Origin of the sequence: Bacillus sp. FSL R9-9530, from assembly GCF_038008145.1 — a bacterium.
GTDB lineage: Bacteria > Bacillota > Bacilli > Bacillales > Bacillaceae_G > Bacillus_A > Bacillus_A mycoides.
In genome coordinates this window covers 4,293,371-4,313,529 of sequence record NZ_JBBOYO010000001.1, presented here as the reverse complement: position 1 = coordinate 4,313,529, position 20,159 = coordinate 4,293,371, and the positions used below count along the sequence as shown (strand labels likewise).

The following is a 20,159-nucleotide window of genomic DNA, read 5'->3' as shown; positions in this document are numbered from 1 at the left end:
TTTGGAACAAAAATCTTGTCCTATATGAATGAGGAGCGTTACCTCAAATGAGGCAACGCACATTTATAACAATGAATATAAAATAGAAGCTAACTTTAATGTATCATGTCTTACAACACGATCATCATATTTCGCTAATCGATCTTGAATGATTTCGATATTATGTTCAGCAAAACGATTTGTATCCAGTGCAACTGGTTCCGACATCTCTTCCTCATATAACTTACGTAATTCACGAGGAATATCACGATTATTTACAATCGCAGTGTCGATAAATGGTTTACCTAAATGATCATGTAACGCCTGCACATGATCAAATGCAGTATAACCCTTCGTTTCGCCCGCTTGCGTCATAACATTACATACATATACCTTCTTCGCTTTTGCAGCAAGAACAGCGTCTCCAATTTTGTTAACAACTAAATTCGGTAATATACTTGTGTACAGACTTCCTGGACCGAAAACAAGCAAATCAGCTCGTTTAATTTCCGTCAACGTTTCACATAACGGTTCTACATCTTCTGGAGTTAAAAAGACACGATTAATCTTCTTCCCGAAATGAGGAATCTTTGATTCACCTGTTACAATTTCTCCATCTTCTAATTCTGCATGAAGTACCGCACTTTGATTCGCTGCTGGTAATACACGTCCTCTGACATTTAATACTTTACTCGTTTCCGTAATCGCGTGGTAAAAGTCTCCTGTAATCGAAGTCATACCTGCCAATAGTAAATTTCCTAACGCATGCCCTTTCAGTCCGTCTCCAGTTGTAAAACGGTGCTGAAATAAAGCCTCCACTAATGGTTCTACATCCGATAACGCAACAAGTACGTTACGAATATCACCTGGAGGTGGAATTTCTAGCTCATCACGTAGTCTACCTGAACTGCCTCCATCGTCGGCTACTGTTACAACTGCTGTAATATCAACAGGATATTGTTTTAATCCCCTTAATAAAACAGAAAGTCCAGTTCCACCTCCCATGATAACAATTTTAGGTTTTCTCTCTTTTTTCATCCCTTAATGGCCCTTTCTCTTCTCCACATCACGATGAGATACATGAACGCTATACTCTGGTTTCAAATGTTTCCCAAGGTACTCTGTAAGCGTAACAGAACGATGTTGCCCACCTGTACATCCAATCGCAATTACAAGTTGACTCTTACCTTCTCTTTTATAATGAGGCAGCATGAAAGTGATAAGATCCGTCAATTTCTCTAAAAACTTATGCGTTTCATTAAATTTCAACACATACGACGAAACTTCTTCATCCAGTCCTGTTAATGGCTTCATATGTGGAATATAATATGGATTTGGTAAAAAACGAACATCAAATACTAAATCAGCATCAATTGGAATTCCGTACTTAAATCCAAATGACATAACATTTACACGAAATGCTTGCTCAGTTTCTGTTGAGAATAAGTGAACAATTTTTTCTCGTAATTCTTTCGGTTTCAAATCAGATGTATCAAGCACAATATTCGCTCGTGCCTTCATATCAGTTAAGAGACCACGCTCAGCTTCAATTCCCTTTAACGGCAAGCCAGTTGGCGCAAGTGGATGCGAACGTCTCGTTTCTTTATAACGAGTTACAAGTGTGCTATCTTTCGCATCTAAAAATAAAATATGAGGAATAATCCATGTACGTTCTGATAAATCATCAAGCGCTCCCCATAAATATTCAAAAAACTCTCGGCCACGTAAATCAATACCGAGTGCCACTTTATTCATTTTACCTTTTGAATCTGCCATAAGTTCAATAAACTTCGGCAATAACATCGGTGGTAAATTATCTACACAAAAATATCCTAAATCTTCGAAACTTTGTAACGCTACCGTCTTTCCAGCTCCAGACATCCCTGTAATAATTACCATTTTTATATCATTATTCTCTGTCATCGTATCCTCTCCTTGCAGGTTTAACTCGGATCTAATCGATATGAAAGCAACTCAAAATCTGGGGTATATACAAATGTACCGTAGATTATACCATTCCCTTTAATTAAATAATCAATAATGTGATAATCTCCTGGTGCCATTGCTAAATCATCAATTTTATCAAATGTATGCCAACCAATGATGCCTTCTTCGCTCTCTAATTTGTTTTCTCCTGCAAAATCTGTTGCTAAAAAGGAGAACATCATCCATTCAGAAACAACTTTATCACCTTCTTGGATAACAAAAGTGAAGACCCCTTTTAATGCTGGATTCTTTAAATAAATACCTGTTTCTTCACGATACTCGCGAACAACGGTATCTCTTACTGTCTCACCACGCTCCATTTTCCCGCCCGGTGCAACCCACCAATTCCGGCGAGGTTTTTGGAGTAAGAGTACTTCATTATCTCTAATTAACACACAGTTTGTCACTCTTTGCATGTTTCTTCACCTCAGCTACTTGCAGCAAAATTTCTCACTGCATACTCATTTCATTATACTATCAAAAACAGTTTGCTACAACGAAGGTGCCAGTCCCCTTTCGCTAAGCAATTGTAAAAATTCTTTCTATAACAAGCAATCAAAATACCTTACTTCCCATGAATAGCACATAAAAATCCCCTTAACGATTTTTATCGTTAAGGGGATTAAAACACTTATTTCTTACCGAAATAAGTAACAACCGCAAATCCTAAAATAAAAGTAATAATTGAACTTACAATTGAAATTCCACCAGTCGGAATGCCAGGGAACACAATGACAATCGACCCGATAACGAGCCCAATAATTGCCGCAAATGTCATACTTTTATAACGATCTAACAAATAACTAATTCCTTTACTACTTACAACAAATCCGGCCATCACGCCGGCACCGATAACCACGATTAACGGTAAATTGAGTGTAGTTAAAGCGTTAATTGCTGTTGGATACACACCAATAATTAATAAAATAAACGATCCACTAATTCCAGGAAGAAGCATAGCCATACTAGCCATCCATCCTGCGAAAAATAAACCAATTGCATTTAAAATTGTTAACGTCGTAATCGGATCAGCTGCCTTATCTGGTTTAAAGAATGCTGTTATTGCAACAAGAATTGCTGCAATTATTAATAAGACAATATGACTACCTTTAAACGTTGCCTTTGCATCAGCTTCTCTCATTAACATCGGTAATATACTAATAATTAAACCGAGAAAGAAAAATTGAGTCGGTTCATAATGATTTGCTAATAAATATTTAATAACGTGACTTAACGTTAGAAAAGCTGCCGCTACACCAGCTGCAAGTGGGATTAAAAACGCTAAATGTTTTTTCCATTCACGACTAAAGAATCCGCTAATTGCTGCAAGCAATTGTTCATAAATCCCCAACACAACAGCGATTGTTCCGCCACTCACACCAGGAATTAAATCACTAACGCCCATACAAAATCCACGATATATATTACGCCATTCCATACTGAATAAATTCCTCATTTCTTATAATGATTTTTCCCGTAAATTCTAGTATAACAATAAGAATCATTATATTCTTAATTGTTTTTGACAATAGTTTGACATTTGGACAAAAAAAGAAAGCCACCTATCGGTAGCTTTCTTCTCAAAAGGAAAAATAACCTTATTTTTCTGTTACAGTCTTTAGTTCCTCTACTAACTCTTCTATATAATGCTGTGCACTCTGTGCTGCAATACTACCATCGCCTGTTGCCGTTACAATTTGACGAAGCATTTTTTCACGAACATCACCAGCTGCGAAAATACCAGGAACTTTCGTTTCCATACGCTCGTTCGTTTCAACATAACCATTTTCATTTGTAATACCTAGCTCAACAAACGGTTTTGATAATGGTAACATACCGATGTATATGAACACGCCGTCAGTTTTAACTTCTTGTTCTTCTCCGCTGTTTACATCTACAAGTGTTACGCTTCCTACTTTACCATTTGCATCGTTAATTTCTTTTATAGTGTGATTCCAAATGAAATCTACTTTCTCATTTTGGAAAGCACGATCTTGTAAAATTTTCTGTGCACGAAGAGTGTCACGACGGTGAACGATCGTTACTTTTGATGCGAAGCGTGTTAAGAACACACCCTCTTCAACAGCAGAATCTCCGCCGCCAATAACAACAAGTTCTTTCCCTTTAAAGAATGCACCATCACATACTGCACAATATGATACACCGCGGCCGCCAAGTTCTGTTTCACCTGGTACACCAATTTTTTTATACTCTGCACCGCTTGCAACGATAATCGCACGTGCTTTATATTCTTTTTTACCAGCAATAATTGTTTTGTACTCTTTACCATCGATGATTGCTTTCACATCACCGTATGCATATTCAGCACCAAATTTCTTCGCATGCTCAAACATTTTATTTGATAAGTCTGGTCCTAAAATAGACTCATAACCTGGATAGTTCTCTACATCTTCTGTATTTGCCATTTGTCCACCTGGAATACCACGCTCAAGCATCAGTGTGCTTAAATTCGCACGAGATGTATATACCGCAGCTGTCATACCAGCTGGTCCTGCACCAATAATAATGACATCATAAATTTTTTCCTCTGACACACTATTCACTCCCATTCATTCATACACATTAAGTTACCCTCATTATACTGTTAGCATCATTTTTTTCCCAATGATTTGCCTACCCTACGTGTGCGTGCGCTTAACAGCCTGCACATACTTTCGTACAGTCGCTACAGATACATTATATACATCACCAAGCTCTGCCTGTGTCATCTTATTTCTTTGTTCGCCGCGCACAATGTATTCAATTGCCGCTGACCAACCGTACACATTTGTAAAAGTCGCTCCAGATGTATATAAACGTATGAACGTGCAAAACCAAAAATTCAAACACTCTTCGATTAATTCATCGTCTTTTTTCGTATAATTGTATAATGCATCCGCGATTCGTACGCACTTTTCAAATTGCTGTAAATCAGCTGGGATGCTTTTATGACTATTAAGTAAAAAGAAATATTTTGCAAGTTGCGATACGATTGGAACACCATTTTTCGCTTGCGTTACATCAAAGAAGAATCCAACCTTCTCTGGTGTTGACAATTCATTCATTAAATATAAAGCTAGCATTTTCTCTTCTAGCGTCGTACTTTGCTGGAATGATTTTCGTAACTCTTCAAATAAAAGATTTTGTCCTTCATCTGCTAAATTCAGTGCATTCCACGGTTCTTTTCCTTTTTTATCAGGATGCAATTCTACAACATGTTGCCACATTTTTTCAGCTACTTGCTGTTCCTTCACCATATACGCTGAGTATGCAAACCAGTAATAAAAACTGACGTCTCCTTCGTACCCTTGACGCTTTAATACTTTGAACCATTTATATGCAGGTTCAAAATGACCAATTGTTGCAAGCGTTGTTCCAAGTTTCAAACGATGCTCAAATGAAATCGGATATACCGAAACTAACTGCCCCGCTAATGACTCTACTTGCTTATGCTCTCCAATTGAATATAGAAAAATAAGCGTATTACAAAGCGCATGCATATTACCAGGATTTTTCTCTAAAATCATTTCTGTTAACTTAAGCGCTTGATCTACATTACCTGATTGAAAATGTGCAATCGCTAAATTATTATGTCCTGACCAAAATTCTGGATATTCTTTCGTAACAACTTCTAGTGTAGCAATCGCCTCTTCTAATTGTCCGTTACGAATGTAGCTGTTCGCTTCTTCTTGCATAACAATTAGCTCATCTTCATCCTCAATCTCTTCCGCACCCATTGCATCTTCTTCCATAATCTCAAGCAATTCTAATGTATCTTCTACAAATTCCTTCTCTTCCGCAACTTCTAAATATCGCTCTGCATACTTCTTCGCCTGTTGAAACAAGCCCATGTATGCATAATTATTTGAAATAAAATAATAGCATTGCTCAAGTTCAGGATTGGATCTAACAAGCTTTAGAAATATCTGATTCGACTCTTGATATTCACCAGATTCAGATAATGCTATTGCTAGTTGGCATAAAATAAACGGCTCCTTCTCGCTTTGTGCTGCTCTTCGAAAATATTTAATTGCATCTTGCAATTTTTGCCCTTTATAAGCCCTCATCCCTTTTTTATAAAAGAAGTCCGCTAACTGATTAAAAGAGATAACTTGTCCGTTCTCCTTATATATTCTTTGATTTTTCCCCATATATCCTCCAGTTTTTTGTTTTCTTCGTTCACACATTCTTCTATCTATAAGTATAAACGATTCCGTAAAAAACAAAACAGTATATTATAATCAATTATTTCCTTTTTATTCATAAAAAGAGAAGGGAAATGTTACATTTTTAACATCAACCTTCTCTAGTGGCCATTTCCTCTTTCGTATAAATAATACGCATCGGATTCCCGCCTACGAAAGCGCCGCCTGGTACATCTTTATGGACAAGTGTGCCTGCAGAAACGATAGCTCCATCTCCAATTGTCACACCTGGTAAAATTGTCGTATTCGCTCCAATCATAACTTCATTCCCTATGACGATTTCTCCGAGCCGATACTCACGAATTAAATATTCATGCGCTAAAAGCGTTGTATTATAGCCGATAATTGAATTGTCTCCCACAGTAATCTTTTCTGGAAACATAATATCTGGCATTACCATAAGTGCAAACGACGTTTTCTTTCCTACTTCCATCCGTAAAAACGTGCGATATAACCAATTCTTTACGGATAAAAATGGCGTGTAACGTGCGATTTGGATGATAATAAAATTTTTCATTACCTTCCAAAAAGAAACTGTTTTATACACATTCCACAATGAACTTTCTCCTGAAACAGGATAGCGCGTTGTCCGTCGCACTGAACTCTCTCCTCTACTTATATAAAGTGACACTTTAACCGGCAGGAATCTTACTACCCGTTAATGCGGGACAAAATCGGTAGTAAATCACTCATTTTATCTAGCACATAATCTGGTTTATACGCTTCTAAATACGCTCTACCTTTCAATGTCCATGAAACCGCTACTGTTTTCGTACCTGCATTTTGTCCACCGACGATATCATGATGATTATCACCAACCATCAATGTTTCTTCTGGCTTTGCATCTAATAATTTCAATGCTTTTTGAAGTGGTTCTGGATGTGGTTTCACATGTTCCACATCATCAATCGTCACGACAACATCAAAAAACTGATCAAGTTTCGAAAGCTTTAATCCCATTTCAACCGTCTGTCTCGCTTTCGTTGTAACGATGCCGATCTTATAACCTTGCTTCTTCAATTCTTGAACCGTTTCATATACAGTTTCATACTCTTCCACTAATTCATCATGATGCTCATGATTAAATTGACGATAACATGTAATCATCTCTTCAACCTTACTTGCATCAATCTTACTAAAAGTATCATGCAAAGATGGACCGATAAATGGCAATACATCTTCACGCTTATACTGATTAGAATAATAGTGATTTAACGTATGTAAAAAAGAAGAGATAATAAGTTCATTTGTATTAATTAACGTTCCATCTAAATCAAATAACACTGTATTTATTTTCATCGTCCTTAATCCTTTCATTACCTGAATATGAAAGAAGCAGCATCTTATATAAGATGCTACTTTTCTCTAATTTTCTAAATATCTTTTATCAGCTTGCCCCATTTTTCGTCTCACAATAATGAAAATGATAGAAATAACAACAATTCCAATAGACATTACTTGTGCAATACGAAGTGGTCCTAACATTAAACTATCTGTACGCAAACCTTCTACGAAGAAGCGTCCCACTGAATACCAAATTAAATATGTGAAGAATAATTCACCACGGCGTAAATTCACTTTTCGTAACGCGAGTAGTAAAATAACACCTGCAAAGTTCCATAATGATTCATATAAAAACGTTGGGTGATAATACACACCATCAATGTACATTTGATTAATAATGAAATCTGGTAAATGAAGACCTTCCAAAAACTGTCTCGTTACTTCATCACCATGCGCCTCTTGGTTCATAAAGTTTCCCCATCGGCCAATTGCTTGTCCTAGTAAAATACTCGGCGCAGCAATATCCGCTAACTTCCAGAATGAAAGCCCGCGTCGTTTCGCAAAAAGGATTCCTGTAATAACAGCCCCGATTAAACCACCATGAATCGCCAAACCACCTTGACGAATATTAATAATTTGACTCGGATTTTGCGAATAATATTCCCATTCAAAAATGACATAATACATTCTCGCAAAAAGAATGGCAATTGGTACTGCGATTAATACAAGGTCGATAAATGTATCTTTGTGAATACCAAGCCTTTCTCCCTCGCGAGTTGCTAGCCAAAGACCTAATAGCACACCTGTACCGATAATAACCCCATACCAATAAACAGGGAACGGCCCAAGTTGGACTGCTATACGGTCAAGCTGTGGTACAGAACCTAACAGCATATATATGACCTCCCTCTCCAGAGTCTACTCTTGATTTCCTAACTCAATCGCACTCATTAATCGTTCAGAGAACTGTTGTGCCGCATTGACTCCCATACGTTTTAATCTGAAGTTCATCGCTGCTACTTCAATAATAACAGCCAAGTTTCGACCAGGACGAACTGGAAGTGTAATCTTCGTAAGTTCTGTATCAATAATCTTCATCTTCTCTTCATCAAGACCTAAGCGATCATAATTTTTCTTTTGATCCCAAATTTCAAGATTAATAACAAGTGTAATACGTTTATAATTTCGTACTGCCCCTGCACCGAATAACGTCATTACGTTAATGATACCTAGACCACGAATTTCTAATAAGTGCTCAATTAAATCAGGTGAGCTCCCTACTAATGTATCTTCATCTTCTTGACGAATTTCTACGCTATCATCCGCAACAAGGCGGTGACCACGCTTTACAAGTTCAAGCGCTGTCTCACTTTTCCCGACACCACTTTGACCTGTAATTAAAACACCAACACCGTAAATATCTACTAACACACCATGTACAGCTGTTGTTGGCGCTAACTTACCTTCTAAATAGTTTGTTAAACGACTTGATAATCTCGTCGTCGTTTGAGCAGAACGTAATAAAGGCACGCCTGATTCACGTGATGCTTGTAATAACTCATCCGGTACATCTTGATTACGAGTTACAATAATACAAGGCGTCTCCTCAGTACAAAGCGCTTTCATTCTCTCTTGCTTTTGCTCTGTCGTTAACGTATCAAAGAATGTAAGCTCCGTTTTCCCAAGAAGCTGCACGCGATCAGCTGGATAATATGTAAAAAATCCTGCCATTTCAATTCCAGGTCGCGATAAATCACTCGTATCAATCGGACGATGAATCCCTTCTTCACCACTTACTAACTCCAATTGAAATTGTTCAATTAAATCTTTTGTCCTTACTTTCGGCATATGTATAAACCTCCACTCCGCTGCGGGTTCAGTCTCATTTGATGTAAAATTCCATTCTATCGGATATTGTACCATTTTTTTCTGGAAACAAGAAACTCGGTTTCTAATAAATAGAAAAAAACATTTCATATGAATCATGAAATGTTTTTCTTTTTGTCATTTTCTCTTTTTTTCATGTAATGGTTCAACAATTACTTTTTCAATTATCATATTAAAAATAGAAATACAAATTGCCGCAACAATCGCTACACCAAATCCAGATATATTAAAGGCGTCCCCTAATAACGAATCCGTCATCTTTAACGTAATCGCATTAATAACAATTAAGAAGAAACCGAAAGTTACAAGAGTAATCGGTAGCGTAATTAAAATTAAAAGCGGCTTTACAAATACATTTAAAATCGCCAATATAATACTCGCAATAATTGCAGTTTGTATATTTGCTATGTAAAATGCGTCTGGTGCAACCCCTTTTAAAAGTCCGGATACAGCGATTAACACAACGCTATTTACAAGAAGTGATACAATCCATCTCATTTCCTTACACATCCTTTTAACATATATATTCCATCATACGCTAATAGCTAATAAACGCAAGTAACATGCAAACACTTATACCAATTTATTCTATTCTTTATACTTGTATACCTATTAACATTTCCTTGTGAAATACGGGCCACACCATCTATGTTCATGAGTTTTCACAAAGGTCCAAGTGAAATCTTTATCTACAATATAGATATCGCCTTTATAGGCATCGTCTGTCTCACGTAATATATCATCCATACGTAATAAACTCGCATCCTTTATTAGCAGTACTTCATCACAATGTTGAAAGAAGATGTAACACTCCTTTTTCATTTCATTATGAAACATATTCTCCGCTTCTTTACCTTCTAAACACTTTTTCTTTTCATAACTAAATATGTGCCACAAGTAACCACAGCTATATTTATCCCCATATAAATGAATCTCTTCTTTCTCTTCATAACTCAAATGATTCGCAAAGTTATCCTCCCAGCGTTTTCTAAAGTATACGCCCCACTTTTGAAATTCTCTTACCTTCATATTTTTCTTTCTCAAAACATCTAAAAACTCCATTTTCTCCCCCTATAAAATAAAAACCAAGTGCAATTCCCACTCGGTTTTTATTAACAACTTATTGTGATAACTCTACTTCTTTTATTTTCTCTTTCATTCTTGCTTTATCACGATCTAAAATCTCTTTTAAATACTTACCTGTATAAGAGCGCCCTTCTTTCACTACTTGCTCTGGCGTTCCGGAAGCAACGATTTGTCCGCCTTTGTCTCCGCCTTCTGGTCCAAGGTCAATAATATAATCAGCTGTTTTAATAACATCTAAATTATGCTCAATTACAAGTACCGTCTCACCACTCTCAACAAGACGTTGCAACACTTCTAGAAGGCGTGCAATATCATGTGCATGTAAGCCAGTCGTTGGCTCATCTAAAATGTATAACGTACGCCCTGTAGAACGACGATGTAATTCAGAAGCTAATTTCACACGCTGCGCCTCACCACCTGATAACGTCGTAGCTGGTTGTCCTAATTTCATATAACCAAGCCCTACATCTACAAGCGTTTGAAGTTTACGCTTAATTTTCGGGATATTAGCAAAGAACTCTACCCCATCTTCAATTGTCATCCCTAACACTTCAGAAATATTCTTATCTTTATATTTCACTTCTAACGTTTCACGGTTGTAACGTTTACCGTGACAAACTTCACACGGAACATACACGTCTGGTAAGAAATGCATTTCGATTTTAATAATTCCATCACCACGGCACGCTTCACAACGGCCGCCTTTTACGTTAAAGCTGAAACGTCCTTTTTGATACCCACGTACTTTCGCTTCATTCGTGTGCGCAAATACATCACGAATATCATCAAATACGCCAGTGTATGTCGCCGGATTTGAACGTGGTGTACGCCCGATTGGTGATTGATCAATATCAATCACTTTATCTAACTGCTCAAGACCTTTAATTTCTTTATGAGCCCCTGGCTTCGCTTTCGCCTTATATAGCTTTTGAGCTAATGATTTGTATAGTACTTCATTAATTATCGTACTTTTTCCAGAGCCAGATACGCCTGTTACTGCTACAAATGTTCCTAGAGGGAATGACATTTTCGCATTCTTTAAGTTATTTTCTTTCGCACCGACAATCTCCACTTTACGTCCGTCACCTTTACGTCTTTCAAGTGGTACCGGAATAAACTCTTTACCGCTTAAATATTTCCCAGTTAATGAATTCTCGTCTTGCATAACTTCAGCTGGTGTACCTGCTGATACAACTTGACCACCATGAATACCTGCACCAGGTCCGATATCAAGTAAATAATCAGCAGCCATCATCGTATCTTCATCATGCTCAACAACAATTAACGTATTTCCTAAATCACGCATTTCCTGCAATGTACGAATAAGACGATCATTATCACGCTGATGCAAACCAATAGAAGGCTCATCAAGAATGTAAAGTACGCCAGTAAGGCGAGAACCAATTTGTGTCGCTAAACGAATACGCTGCGCCTCACCACCTGATAAAGTTCCTGCGGCACGACTTAACGTTAAATAATCTAAACCGACGTTCACTAAGAACCCAACACGTTCCTGAATTTCTCTTAAAATTAAATGAGCAATTTTTTGTTGTTTCTCCGTTAACTCAACAGTTGAGAAGAACTCCTGTACTTCTTGAACAGAATATTTCGTTACATCGGCAATCGTTTTATCACCAACGAAAACAGCTAAACTCTCAGGCTTTAAGCGTCCACCTTTACACTTCGGACAAGCTTGCTCTGCCATATATTTCTCCATTTGCTCACGAACATAATCAGAACTCGTCTCACGATAACGACGCTCAATATTCGGAATAACACCTTCAAATAAAATCTCATTTTCCTTTACTTGACCAAATTCATTCACATAGCGGAAATAAAGCTTCTCTTCCCCGCTTCCGTACAGCACTTTATCAAATAAATCCTTCGGTATATCTTTCACCGGCATATCCATATCGATGCCGTAATGATTACACACAGATTTTAATAATTGCGGGTAATATTGTGAACTTGTCGGTTCCCAAGGAGCAATCGCATGTTCATTTAATGATACATCCCAGTTCGGAATAACAAGTTCTAAATCTACCTCTAACTTCGATCCAAGTCCATCACAAGAAGGACACGCGCCGAACGGACTATTAAACGAGAACATGCGTGGCTCTAATTCTCCGATTGAAAAACCACAATGTGGACAAGCATGATGTTCACTAAATAGAAGTTCTTCCTCTCCCATTACATCGATTAAAACTCGGCCCCCGCCAAGCTTTAAAGCACTCTCTAGTGAATCTGCAAGTCGGCTTGCAATTCCTTCTTTCACAACAATACGGTCAATAACAACTTCAATTGAATGCTTCTTATTTTTTTCTAAAGTAATCTCTTCCGATACATCCAGCATCTCTCCATCAACGCGCACACGAACATAACCTTGCTTCTTAATATCTTCTAATACTTTCGCATGCGCACCTTTACGCCCTGACACGATAGGCGCTAGCACTTGTAACTTCGTACGTTCAGGATATTCAAGAACACGGTCTACCATCTGTTCCACTGTTTGTGATGTAATTTCAATTCCATGATTCGGACAAATCGGCGTACCAATTCGTGCAAATAATAAACGTAAATAATCATAAATCTCCGTTACCGTTCCAACCGTTGAACGAGGATTACGACTCGTCGTTTTTTGATCAATTGAAATCGCTGGAGATAAACCTTCAATCATATCAACATCCGGCTTATCCATTTGCCCTAAAAACTGGCGCGCATACGCAGATAAAGATTCCACGTATCTACGCTGCCCTTCTGCATAAATCGTATCGAATGCTAACGATGATTTCCCCGAACCAGACAATCCCGTCACAACAACAAGCTGATTTCTCGGAATGGTTACGTCAATATTTTTTAAATTATGCGCTCTAGCACCTTTTACAACAATAAAATCTTTACTCACTCTTTTCACCCTTCCGCTTTTAATTCTAATAGTAAATCTCTTAATTCAGCTGCACGCTCGAAATCTAATGCCTTTGCTGCTTCTTTCATCTCTGCTTCCATCTTCGCAATTGTATTTTCACGTTCTTTTTTCGTCATCTTCTTAGCTGGTGTTGCTTCATATATTTCTGTATCCTCAGCTGCTGTTGTCGCACGAATAACGTCACGTACTCCTTTTTGAATCGTTTTCGGCGTAATACCATGCTTTTCATTGTAAGCTTCTTGTATACTACGACGACGCTGTGTTTCTTCAATTGCAATTCCCATTGATCTCGTTATGCGATCTGCGTACATAATAACGCGGCCGTTTGCATTACGCGCCGCACGACCAATTGTTTGAATTAATGAACGCTCTGAACGTAAGAAACCTTCCTTATCAGCATCTAAAATAGCTACAAGTGATACTTCTGGAATATCTAATCCTTCTCGTAATAAGTTAATACCGACAAGTACATCAAACTTACCAAGGCGAAGATCACGGATAATTTCAATACGCTCTAATGTTTTAATTTCAGAGTGAAGATAATTCACTTTAATTCCTACATCTTTTAAATAGTCCGTTAAATCCTCTGACATTTTCTTCGTTAAAGTCGTAATTAATACACGTTCATTTTTCGCAATCCGGTCATGGATTTCTCCTAATAAATCATCTATTTGTCCTTCAATTGGTCGTATATCAATTGGTGGATCTAAAAGCCCTGTTGGACGAATAATTTGTTCTATTGCTTTCGGTGACTGCTCTAACTCGTACGGTCCTGGCGTTGCCGAAACGTAAATAACTTGATTCGTTTTCTCTTCAAACTCATCAAACGTGAGCGGTCTATTATCTAAAGCTGATGGCAGACGGAATCCATGATCAACAAGCACTTGCTTACGTGCTTGATCCCCGTTATACATCGCTCTTACTTGCGGAACCGATACGTGCGACTCATCCATAACGATTAAGAAATCCTCTGGAAAATAATCTAAAAGCGTATACGGCGTTGAACCTGCTGGACGAAGTGTTAAATGACGGGAATAGTTTTCAATCCCTGAACAAAAGCCCATCTCGCGCATCATTTCTAAATCATAACGCGTTCGCTGTTCTATGCGCTGCGCCTCTAACAACTTACCGTTATCATTTAATTCTTTTAAACGCTCTTCTAATTCTTTTTCGATATTTTCAATAGCGACCTTCAGCTTTTCTTCACGTGTAACGAAGTGAGATGCCGGGAAGATTGCTACATGATCACGTTCTGCTAATACTTCACCCGTTAATGCATTTACTTCTCGAATGCGATCTATTTCATCCCCAAAAAATTCAATTCGAATACAATGCTCATCAAGTGATGCAGGGAAGATTTCAACTACATCTCCGCGCACACGGAATGTACCACGCTTAAAATCAATATCATTACGTCCATACTGTACATCAACAAGTTCACGAAGCAATTGATTGCGGTCCTTTTCCATACCAACTCGAAGCGAAACAACTAACTCGCGGTATTCTTCCGGAGAACCTAAACCGTATATGCACGAAACACTCGCAACGATAATAACATCATCTCGTTCAAATAAAGAAGACGTTGCCGAGTGGCGTAATTTATCAATTTCATCGTTAATTTGCGCATCTTTTTCAATAAACGTATCCGTATGTGGTACGTACGCTTCTGGCTGATAATAATCGTAATAACTAACAAAATACTCCACAGAATTGTTAGGAAAGAAATCTTTCAGCTCACTATATAACTGTCCTGCTAACGTTTTATTATGAGCCATTACAAGTGTTGGCTTCTGCACTTCTTTAATGACATTTGAAATCGTAAATGTCTTACCCGTTCCTGTCGCTCCAAGCAACACTTGCTTTTTCTTTCCACTATTAATTCCCTCTACAAGCTTCTCTATCGCTCCCGGCTGATCACCTTGCGGGGAATACTCTGAGATAATTTCAAATGGATGTTCCAACTAAAAACCGACCTCCTCATAAAAATCTGTATTATTATTTTACCACGAATGCCCATAAAAAACCTAAAAAAACGAACAGATATTCGGTAAAGTTTTCGACAAGTTATATATAGAAAAAGGAAGGAATAAATACTTCCTTCCTCTACTAACTCTATTTTTTAAGTACATATAATAAGTCATATCCATTGCGCCCATTTTCATTCGTACAATCTATTAACCTATATGAAGTTTCTGATTCACGTTGCTCTTTAACAATCCTTTTACAACTATCTTTATGTAACCCTTTATGGTCACCAGCAAATTGATCTTGTCTATTATCTAACACATAAAGTATATCTTTCTCACTATGCTCTAACATTTGAAAAATCGGGTCACCTTCATGTGTATACTGTACAATTCTTATTTTATCAACTTCCCCTTGTTCCACATTCCAAACGAACTTCTCGAATTTATCTAGATTAGAAATTTCCGCCCCCTCTGCAACGACATCATTCTTCTTATCAATTGCACTGTTAGGTTGTGAACATGCTACTAAACTAAAGAGAAATAAGCATATAAAGCCTGTTCTTTTTCCTATCGTTATCCTCTCCTATACAAACTATTGGTATACTAGAAAAAAGCTACTTTCCTCTATGAAAGTAGCTTCTTGTTTCCTTTCTCCTTCTTCGGAAAAATAACATATGAAAATGAAATCGCAGTATCCACTAAAAGAATAATAGCCCATACTTGGCTTACACGGCTTGCTGTTTTATTTAAAACGATTCCTGACTCTAACCAATTCCCCCACTGTTCTACTGGAATAAGCCCATACATGAAGAAAAAGAATATATGAACAGCAATAAACAAAATAAGATGTGAAATCCAATTTTTTATTTCCTGCTTCGCATGCGCCATCCCTGCTACTTCAATTGGTTCTTCGATAATAGGTGCCGGTTCATTCCGCCACTTCGCAACTAATTTTTGTACATATATATCTAATTTCTTCAAATCCTTTTTCCCATAAAAAACTGCATATAATAAAATGATTACCGTAATGATTTGAAAATTAGAGAACTTCCCTGTTTGATAGTAGTCCACTACTCCTAAAGTTAAAATAAACACTTCATTTACAAGTAGCACAATCCCCATAATAAAACTTGCCTTTTTCAAGCGAAATCCATACCTTAGTAAAAAGAATCCGATAGCCGATAACCAAAATACAATCTCTGCCCCAATTAAAAAATACCAACGATATTCTGCAAGTATACTCATTTATCCCTCTCCCTTTCGTCATATATACGAAAAGCCTCATCCATATATAATAGAAGCTCTTCTTCAATTGGATACATACTCATTTTCTGTGAATCTTCTTTTGACTTTCTTACTTCCCACAATTTATCTAAAAATGCTTCATCACCATTTGCCATCTCTAAACACTTCTGCATTAATTTCTTTGTTGCGCCTTGTACCTCATCACATGATGCTTCCTTACCGTCTTTCATAAAGTTACGTAGTTGCTTTAATAAATTTACCCATTCTAAAACATTCGGGTCTTCTTCACTCATGTTCGGCAAATTATGAAGCAACTTTTGTTTTCCCTTTGAAAATACTTCATTTTGAAATATTTCACGTATACGAGACGACTGTTTCGAAAGCTGAATAAGTTCAAACATAACTTTCCAATCAAGTTCTCCTTCCACATCTACCGAATAAACAACAGCTTGTAAAACACGCTCCATCCGATTGAATTTCTTTTGTTCTTCCTGTACAAACCGAAGTTGTTTTTCAAGAGAATCCTTTAAGTTAAGCTCACCTTTTACTAACATATTCGCAGCCTCTTTTAATGAAAAACCCATTTCTTTTAAAAATAAAATTTGCTGCAAACGAACAACATCTCTCTCGCTATATAACCGATGTCCTCCATCAGTTTTCCCACTCGGCTTTAATAAATCAATTTGATCATAATAACGTAACGTCCTTACTGTAACCCCTGTTTCCCTCGTTAGTTCTTGAATTGAAATCAACTCCATCACCTCTTCTCCTTCATTATAAAAGGTGACGTAACGTAACTTTCAAGTAGTTTGTAAAAAAAATACAAAAAGCTATTTATACCTTTTGTATAAACAGCTTTTATGGAAATAACCCCTTTTGTATAGCACGCCCACAAAATAAAATAATTGCCCCTACAACAACACTTGTTGCTGTTTTATGATAATGCGCTAAAATTAATAAATAGTATGATAAACCTACAGCACCAATCATAATACATACACTTGGCACTGGATTACGAGAGAAGTTTTGTATTCCCCAAAACAAAGCAAAAATAGCCGTAGCGACACATAATACCGGTAATCCCATCCCAGTTCCCCTTTTTCTATCTATTCCTTGTTGCTAACACACTCGTCGATGCCATACTTATTAATAAACCAAAAATAGCAATATATAATAACTCATTTACATGTACTACTTGCCTATCTAAATACTTATTTACACAAAGATACATAATGAACAAAAAAACGCAGCTTGTAATACAAATCGTAAAATATGACTTCATATTGTTCACAACTCGCTCATCAATTGACGGTACTCTCTCTTCTTTCAAACGCTTCTGTTCTCTATATTCCGAAATGCCATATAAAATGACTAGTGCTACATTCGATATGAAGATCGTTCCCCACGTAATACTTAAAATCATTAAACTCACATTTAAAACAAGACCCGCTAAAAACAAACTTCCTATGAACCGTATAATATCTTACTTACTCATACATGATCAGCCTCTTTTTGATTTCTATATTTCCATTTCGGCCAATAGTTCACAAAGAAATAAACAAACTGTCCTAATACAAATAAAACAAACGGCATGCCCGCATTTCCATAAACAATTAAATTATACAAACTCCATACCGCTAAACTCATTGTTAAAAACAACCCTAAATATTTAAACGCTTTATCCGATTGAAATCTCTCAAATTCATCTTGCATTTTCATTCCTCCTATAGTTATGCTCGTTTTCCCGCCATTACTCCTATGATGAGACTACCAGCAAATAAGAAACTACATACAATGAATATTTCTGGAATCGGTATAGTAATTCGCCCTATCGCTTTGCTTGCAACAATATAAACAATAAGCAAAAGAAATGCGAATATAAATGAGACATTTACATACTTTTTTATATTTTCATTTACCCGCTCATCTATATCTGGAAGTTCTTTTTTTGTACTTCCGCTTTTTGTAATTCGTATACAATATCAGAAATACAATTGCTAAAATATTACTAACTATAAGCGATAACATCGGTATGGATGGGTCCATAATACGAACTAAAACGTCCCCCTCCACATAATCCTAAGACAGTAGCGATATACAACTTTTTAGTGTCGTTCATTTTCTCTCCCCTTACTCCAGCGTAAATATTTCCTCTACCTTCATCCCAAAATATTTGGCGATTTTTAGGGATAGCTCTAGACTCGGATTATAATGATGGTTTTCAATCGCCACAATCGTCTGCCGCGTCACCTGCATCGCCTTTGCCATTTCCACTTGCGTTATATGATGTTGTTTTCGTAATTCTTTAATTTTATTTTTCACACCCATAGGCTCCACCTTCGAAAGTAAAGATATCTTTACTTTAATTATAAATATTTTCCAAATTCAAGTAAAGATATCTTTACAAAAAAAGGTAAAAAAAGAGACATCTATAAGATGCCTCTTTTTTTGCTACATAAATCCTAATGCATATACAAGAACGTACCCAAGAACAGATAAGCAAACCGAGCCAATCAATCCTGCCACGAATGCCCTACTTCCTAATTTGCGGAACGTTTTAAACTCTACATTTAAACCGAGTCCTGCCATTGCCATCGCAATAAGCATGTACGCAATTACTACAATGTATCCGGCAACAACTTCTGGGATAATCCCAATCGAATGCACCGCACTCATTGCTAAAAATCCGAAGATGAACCAAGGAATCGGAAGGTCGCGCCACGATCTTTTTTCCTTGCTTTCCTCGCTCTTACCAAACCATAATCCAATTAAAATCGCTACTGGCACAAGCATCGCTACGCGCGTTAACTTCACAATAACCGCGATGTCTACAGCCGTGCTACCTCCTGGCGCTGCAGCCGCGATAACGTGAGCAATTTCGTGCAGCGTCGCCCCTGAGAACACCCCGTAACCGTAGGGTGAGAAGCCAAGCACTGGGTATAATAGCGTATAAATAAGTGTAAATATTGTACCTAAAATTGCAATAATTGCTGCCCCGACTGCTGTTTCTTCGTCTTTCGCTTTCACTTGCGGTGCAATTGCCACGACCGCTGCAGCTCCGCAAATTGCCGTTCCGCATGCTGTTAAAATCCCAAGTTTCTTTTCTACTTTAAATACTTTCGTTAATCCATATACAACGAAAATGGTAAATGTAATAACAACCGCTGCGATGACCAATACTTTCGGCCCCGCCTTCGCAATATCTACAAGATTTAACCTCATTCCGAGTAAGATGATCCCAAAGCGTAGCAACTTCTTACTCGCAAAGTTCGTTCCCGCTATCGCTTCTTGAGGAATCCCGATTGCCGCGCGCCAAACCATCCCGATTAGAATAGCGATTACTAATTGTCCCATAATATTTAAAAATGGAAGCTCTGCTAAATATTTCGCGGCGATTGCGATTAATAACGTAATCCCAATACCTTGCGAAAATCCAAAGCCCTTCTTCTTTTGTATAACAAGTGTTTGTTCCACTTTGTACCACCCCAATAATCGTATTGGAACATGCATGTTCTTTCTAGTTACATTATAAGAGAGTTTTAATAATAAGTTTAATATCAATATTGAATCCCTATCATCAGAAATACTTATGAT

At 37.3% G+C, this 20,159-nt stretch carries 22 protein-coding genes and 1 pseudogene; all 23 read right to left on the bottom strand.

Translation table 11 applies throughout. From position 1 onward, the window contains the following. Positions 1-63 precede the first annotated feature (63 nt). The 23 genes and pseudogenes from MKX66_RS21600 to MKX66_RS21490 all read right to left on the bottom strand — a co-directional run bounded on the left by MKX66_RS21600 (position 64) and on the right by MKX66_RS21490 (position 20,039). Positions 64-1,017 (bottom strand): gluconeogenesis factor YvcK family protein, encoded by a 954-nt coding sequence (locus tag MKX66_RS21600; protein ID WP_002016083.1) that lies wholly within the window; start codon positions 1,015-1,017, stop codon positions 64-66. Between the two features lie 3 nt (positions 1,018-1,020). Then, positions 1,021-1,902 carry an RNase adapter RapZ gene (gene rapZ / locus MKX66_RS21595; RefSeq protein ID WP_002016084.1) on the bottom strand — a complete coding sequence of 294 codons (882 nt, stop codon included), beginning with the start codon at positions 1,900-1,902 and terminating at the stop codon, positions 1,021-1,023. A gap of 20 nt (positions 1,903-1,922) precedes the next feature. Continuing rightward, the gene (locus MKX66_RS21590) at positions 1,923-2,381 is read right to left on the bottom strand and encodes an NUDIX hydrolase (RefSeq protein WP_002124062.1); all 459 of its coding nucleotides are present in this window, start codon (positions 2,379-2,381) and stop codon (positions 1,923-1,925) included. Positions 2,382-2,596: 215 nt separating this feature from the next. Beyond that, on the bottom strand, positions 2,597-3,403 hold the full coding sequence (locus MKX66_RS21585; protein ID WP_002034722.1) for a DUF368 domain-containing protein: 807 nt from the start codon (positions 3,401-3,403) through the stop codon (positions 2,597-2,599). Between the two features lie 160 nt (positions 3,404-3,563). Then, complete coding sequence (trxB, locus tag MKX66_RS21580) at positions 3,564-4,520, bottom strand: thioredoxin-disulfide reductase (RefSeq protein ID WP_002089563.1); 957 nt, start codon at positions 4,518-4,520, stop codon at positions 3,564-3,566. Between the two features lie 84 nt (positions 4,521-4,604). Next, positions 4,605-6,116 carry a tetratricopeptide repeat protein gene (locus tag MKX66_RS21575; RefSeq protein WP_341087116.1) on the bottom strand — a complete coding sequence of 504 codons (1,512 nt, stop codon included), beginning with the start codon at positions 6,114-6,116 and terminating at the stop codon, positions 4,605-4,607. Between the two features lie 145 nt (positions 6,117-6,261). Further along, a complete protein-coding gene (locus MKX66_RS21570) occupies positions 6,262-6,768 on the bottom strand; it encodes an acyltransferase (RefSeq protein ID WP_326996746.1) in 507 nt (168 codons plus the stop codon). Between the two features lie 53 nt (positions 6,769-6,821). Further along, positions 6,822-7,469 carry a pyrophosphatase PpaX gene (ppaX, locus tag MKX66_RS21565; RefSeq protein WP_002089567.1) on the bottom strand — a complete coding sequence of 216 codons (648 nt, stop codon included), beginning with the start codon at positions 7,467-7,469 and terminating at the stop codon, positions 6,822-6,824. Positions 7,470-7,535: 66 nt separating this feature from the next. After that, positions 7,536-8,348, bottom strand: coding sequence for a prolipoprotein diacylglyceryl transferase (lgt, locus tag MKX66_RS21560; RefSeq protein WP_002034719.1), 813 nt, complete (start codon positions 8,346-8,348; stop codon positions 7,536-7,538). A gap of 24 nt (positions 8,349-8,372) precedes the next feature. Then, positions 8,373-9,302: an HPr(Ser) kinase/phosphatase gene (gene hprK / locus MKX66_RS21555; protein ID WP_002016091.1), complete on the bottom strand. Its 930-nt coding sequence runs from the start codon at positions 9,300-9,302 to the stop codon at positions 8,373-8,375. 156 nt (positions 9,303-9,458) lie between these two features. Continuing rightward, on the bottom strand, positions 9,459-9,839 hold the full coding sequence (locus tag MKX66_RS21550; RefSeq protein WP_002089574.1) for a phage holin family protein: 381 nt from the start codon (positions 9,837-9,839) through the stop codon (positions 9,459-9,461). 114 nt (positions 9,840-9,953) lie between these two features. Beyond that, positions 9,954-10,403: a DUF4275 family protein gene (locus tag MKX66_RS21545; RefSeq protein ID WP_215590394.1), complete on the bottom strand. Its 450-nt coding sequence runs from the start codon at positions 10,401-10,403 to the stop codon at positions 9,954-9,956. 58 nt (positions 10,404-10,461) lie between these two features. Further along, positions 10,462-13,332 (bottom strand): excinuclease ABC subunit UvrA, encoded by a 2,871-nt coding sequence (gene uvrA, locus MKX66_RS21540; RefSeq protein ID WP_326996744.1) that lies wholly within the window; start codon positions 13,330-13,332, stop codon positions 10,462-10,464. Between the two features lie 5 nt (positions 13,333-13,337). Beyond that, on the bottom strand, positions 13,338-15,314 hold the full coding sequence (gene uvrB, locus MKX66_RS21535) for an excinuclease ABC subunit B (RefSeq protein ID WP_002016097.1): 1,977 nt from the start codon (positions 15,312-15,314) through the stop codon (positions 13,338-13,340). Positions 15,315-15,465: 151 nt separating this feature from the next. Beyond that, entirely contained in the window at positions 15,466-15,897 is a 432-nt protein-coding gene (locus MKX66_RS21530) for a DUF4362 domain-containing protein (RefSeq protein WP_326996766.1), read from the bottom strand. Positions 15,898-15,944: 47 nt separating this feature from the next. After that, positions 15,945-16,565 (bottom strand): hypothetical protein, encoded by a 621-nt coding sequence (locus tag MKX66_RS21525; protein ID WP_012261976.1) that lies wholly within the window; start codon positions 16,563-16,565, stop codon positions 15,945-15,947. Further along, complete coding sequence (locus MKX66_RS21520) at positions 16,562-17,323, bottom strand: MerR family transcriptional regulator (protein ID WP_341087112.1); 762 nt, start codon at positions 17,321-17,323, stop codon at positions 16,562-16,564. The genes MKX66_RS21525 and MKX66_RS21520 overlap by 4 nt, the downstream gene beginning before the upstream one ends. Positions 17,324-17,423: 100 nt before the next feature. Continuing rightward, a complete protein-coding gene (locus MKX66_RS21515; RefSeq protein ID WP_002034710.1) occupies positions 17,424-17,651 on the bottom strand; it encodes a hypothetical protein in 228 nt (75 codons plus the stop codon). A gap of 16 nt (positions 17,652-17,667) precedes the next feature. Beyond that, a complete protein-coding gene (locus MKX66_RS21510; RefSeq protein ID WP_234816578.1) occupies positions 17,668-17,988 on the bottom strand; it encodes an ATPase in 321 nt (106 codons plus the stop codon). A gap of 68 nt (positions 17,989-18,056) precedes the next feature. Then, positions 18,057-18,278: a hypothetical protein gene (locus MKX66_RS21505; RefSeq protein ID WP_002089582.1), complete on the bottom strand. Its 222-nt coding sequence runs from the start codon at positions 18,276-18,278 to the stop codon at positions 18,057-18,059. Positions 18,279-18,295: 17 nt separating this feature from the next. Continuing rightward, a pseudogene (locus MKX66_RS21500) lies at positions 18,296-18,684 on the bottom strand (hypothetical protein). A gap of 11 nt (positions 18,685-18,695) precedes the next feature. Beyond that, positions 18,696-18,893, bottom strand: coding sequence for a helix-turn-helix transcriptional regulator (locus tag MKX66_RS21495; protein WP_000538358.1), 198 nt, complete (start codon positions 18,891-18,893; stop codon positions 18,696-18,698). Between the two features lie 123 nt (positions 18,894-19,016). Then, a complete protein-coding gene (locus tag MKX66_RS21490) occupies positions 19,017-20,039 on the bottom strand; it encodes a YeiH family protein (RefSeq protein ID WP_002034706.1) in 1,023 nt (340 codons plus the stop codon). Positions 20,040-20,159: the final 120 nt, after the last annotated feature.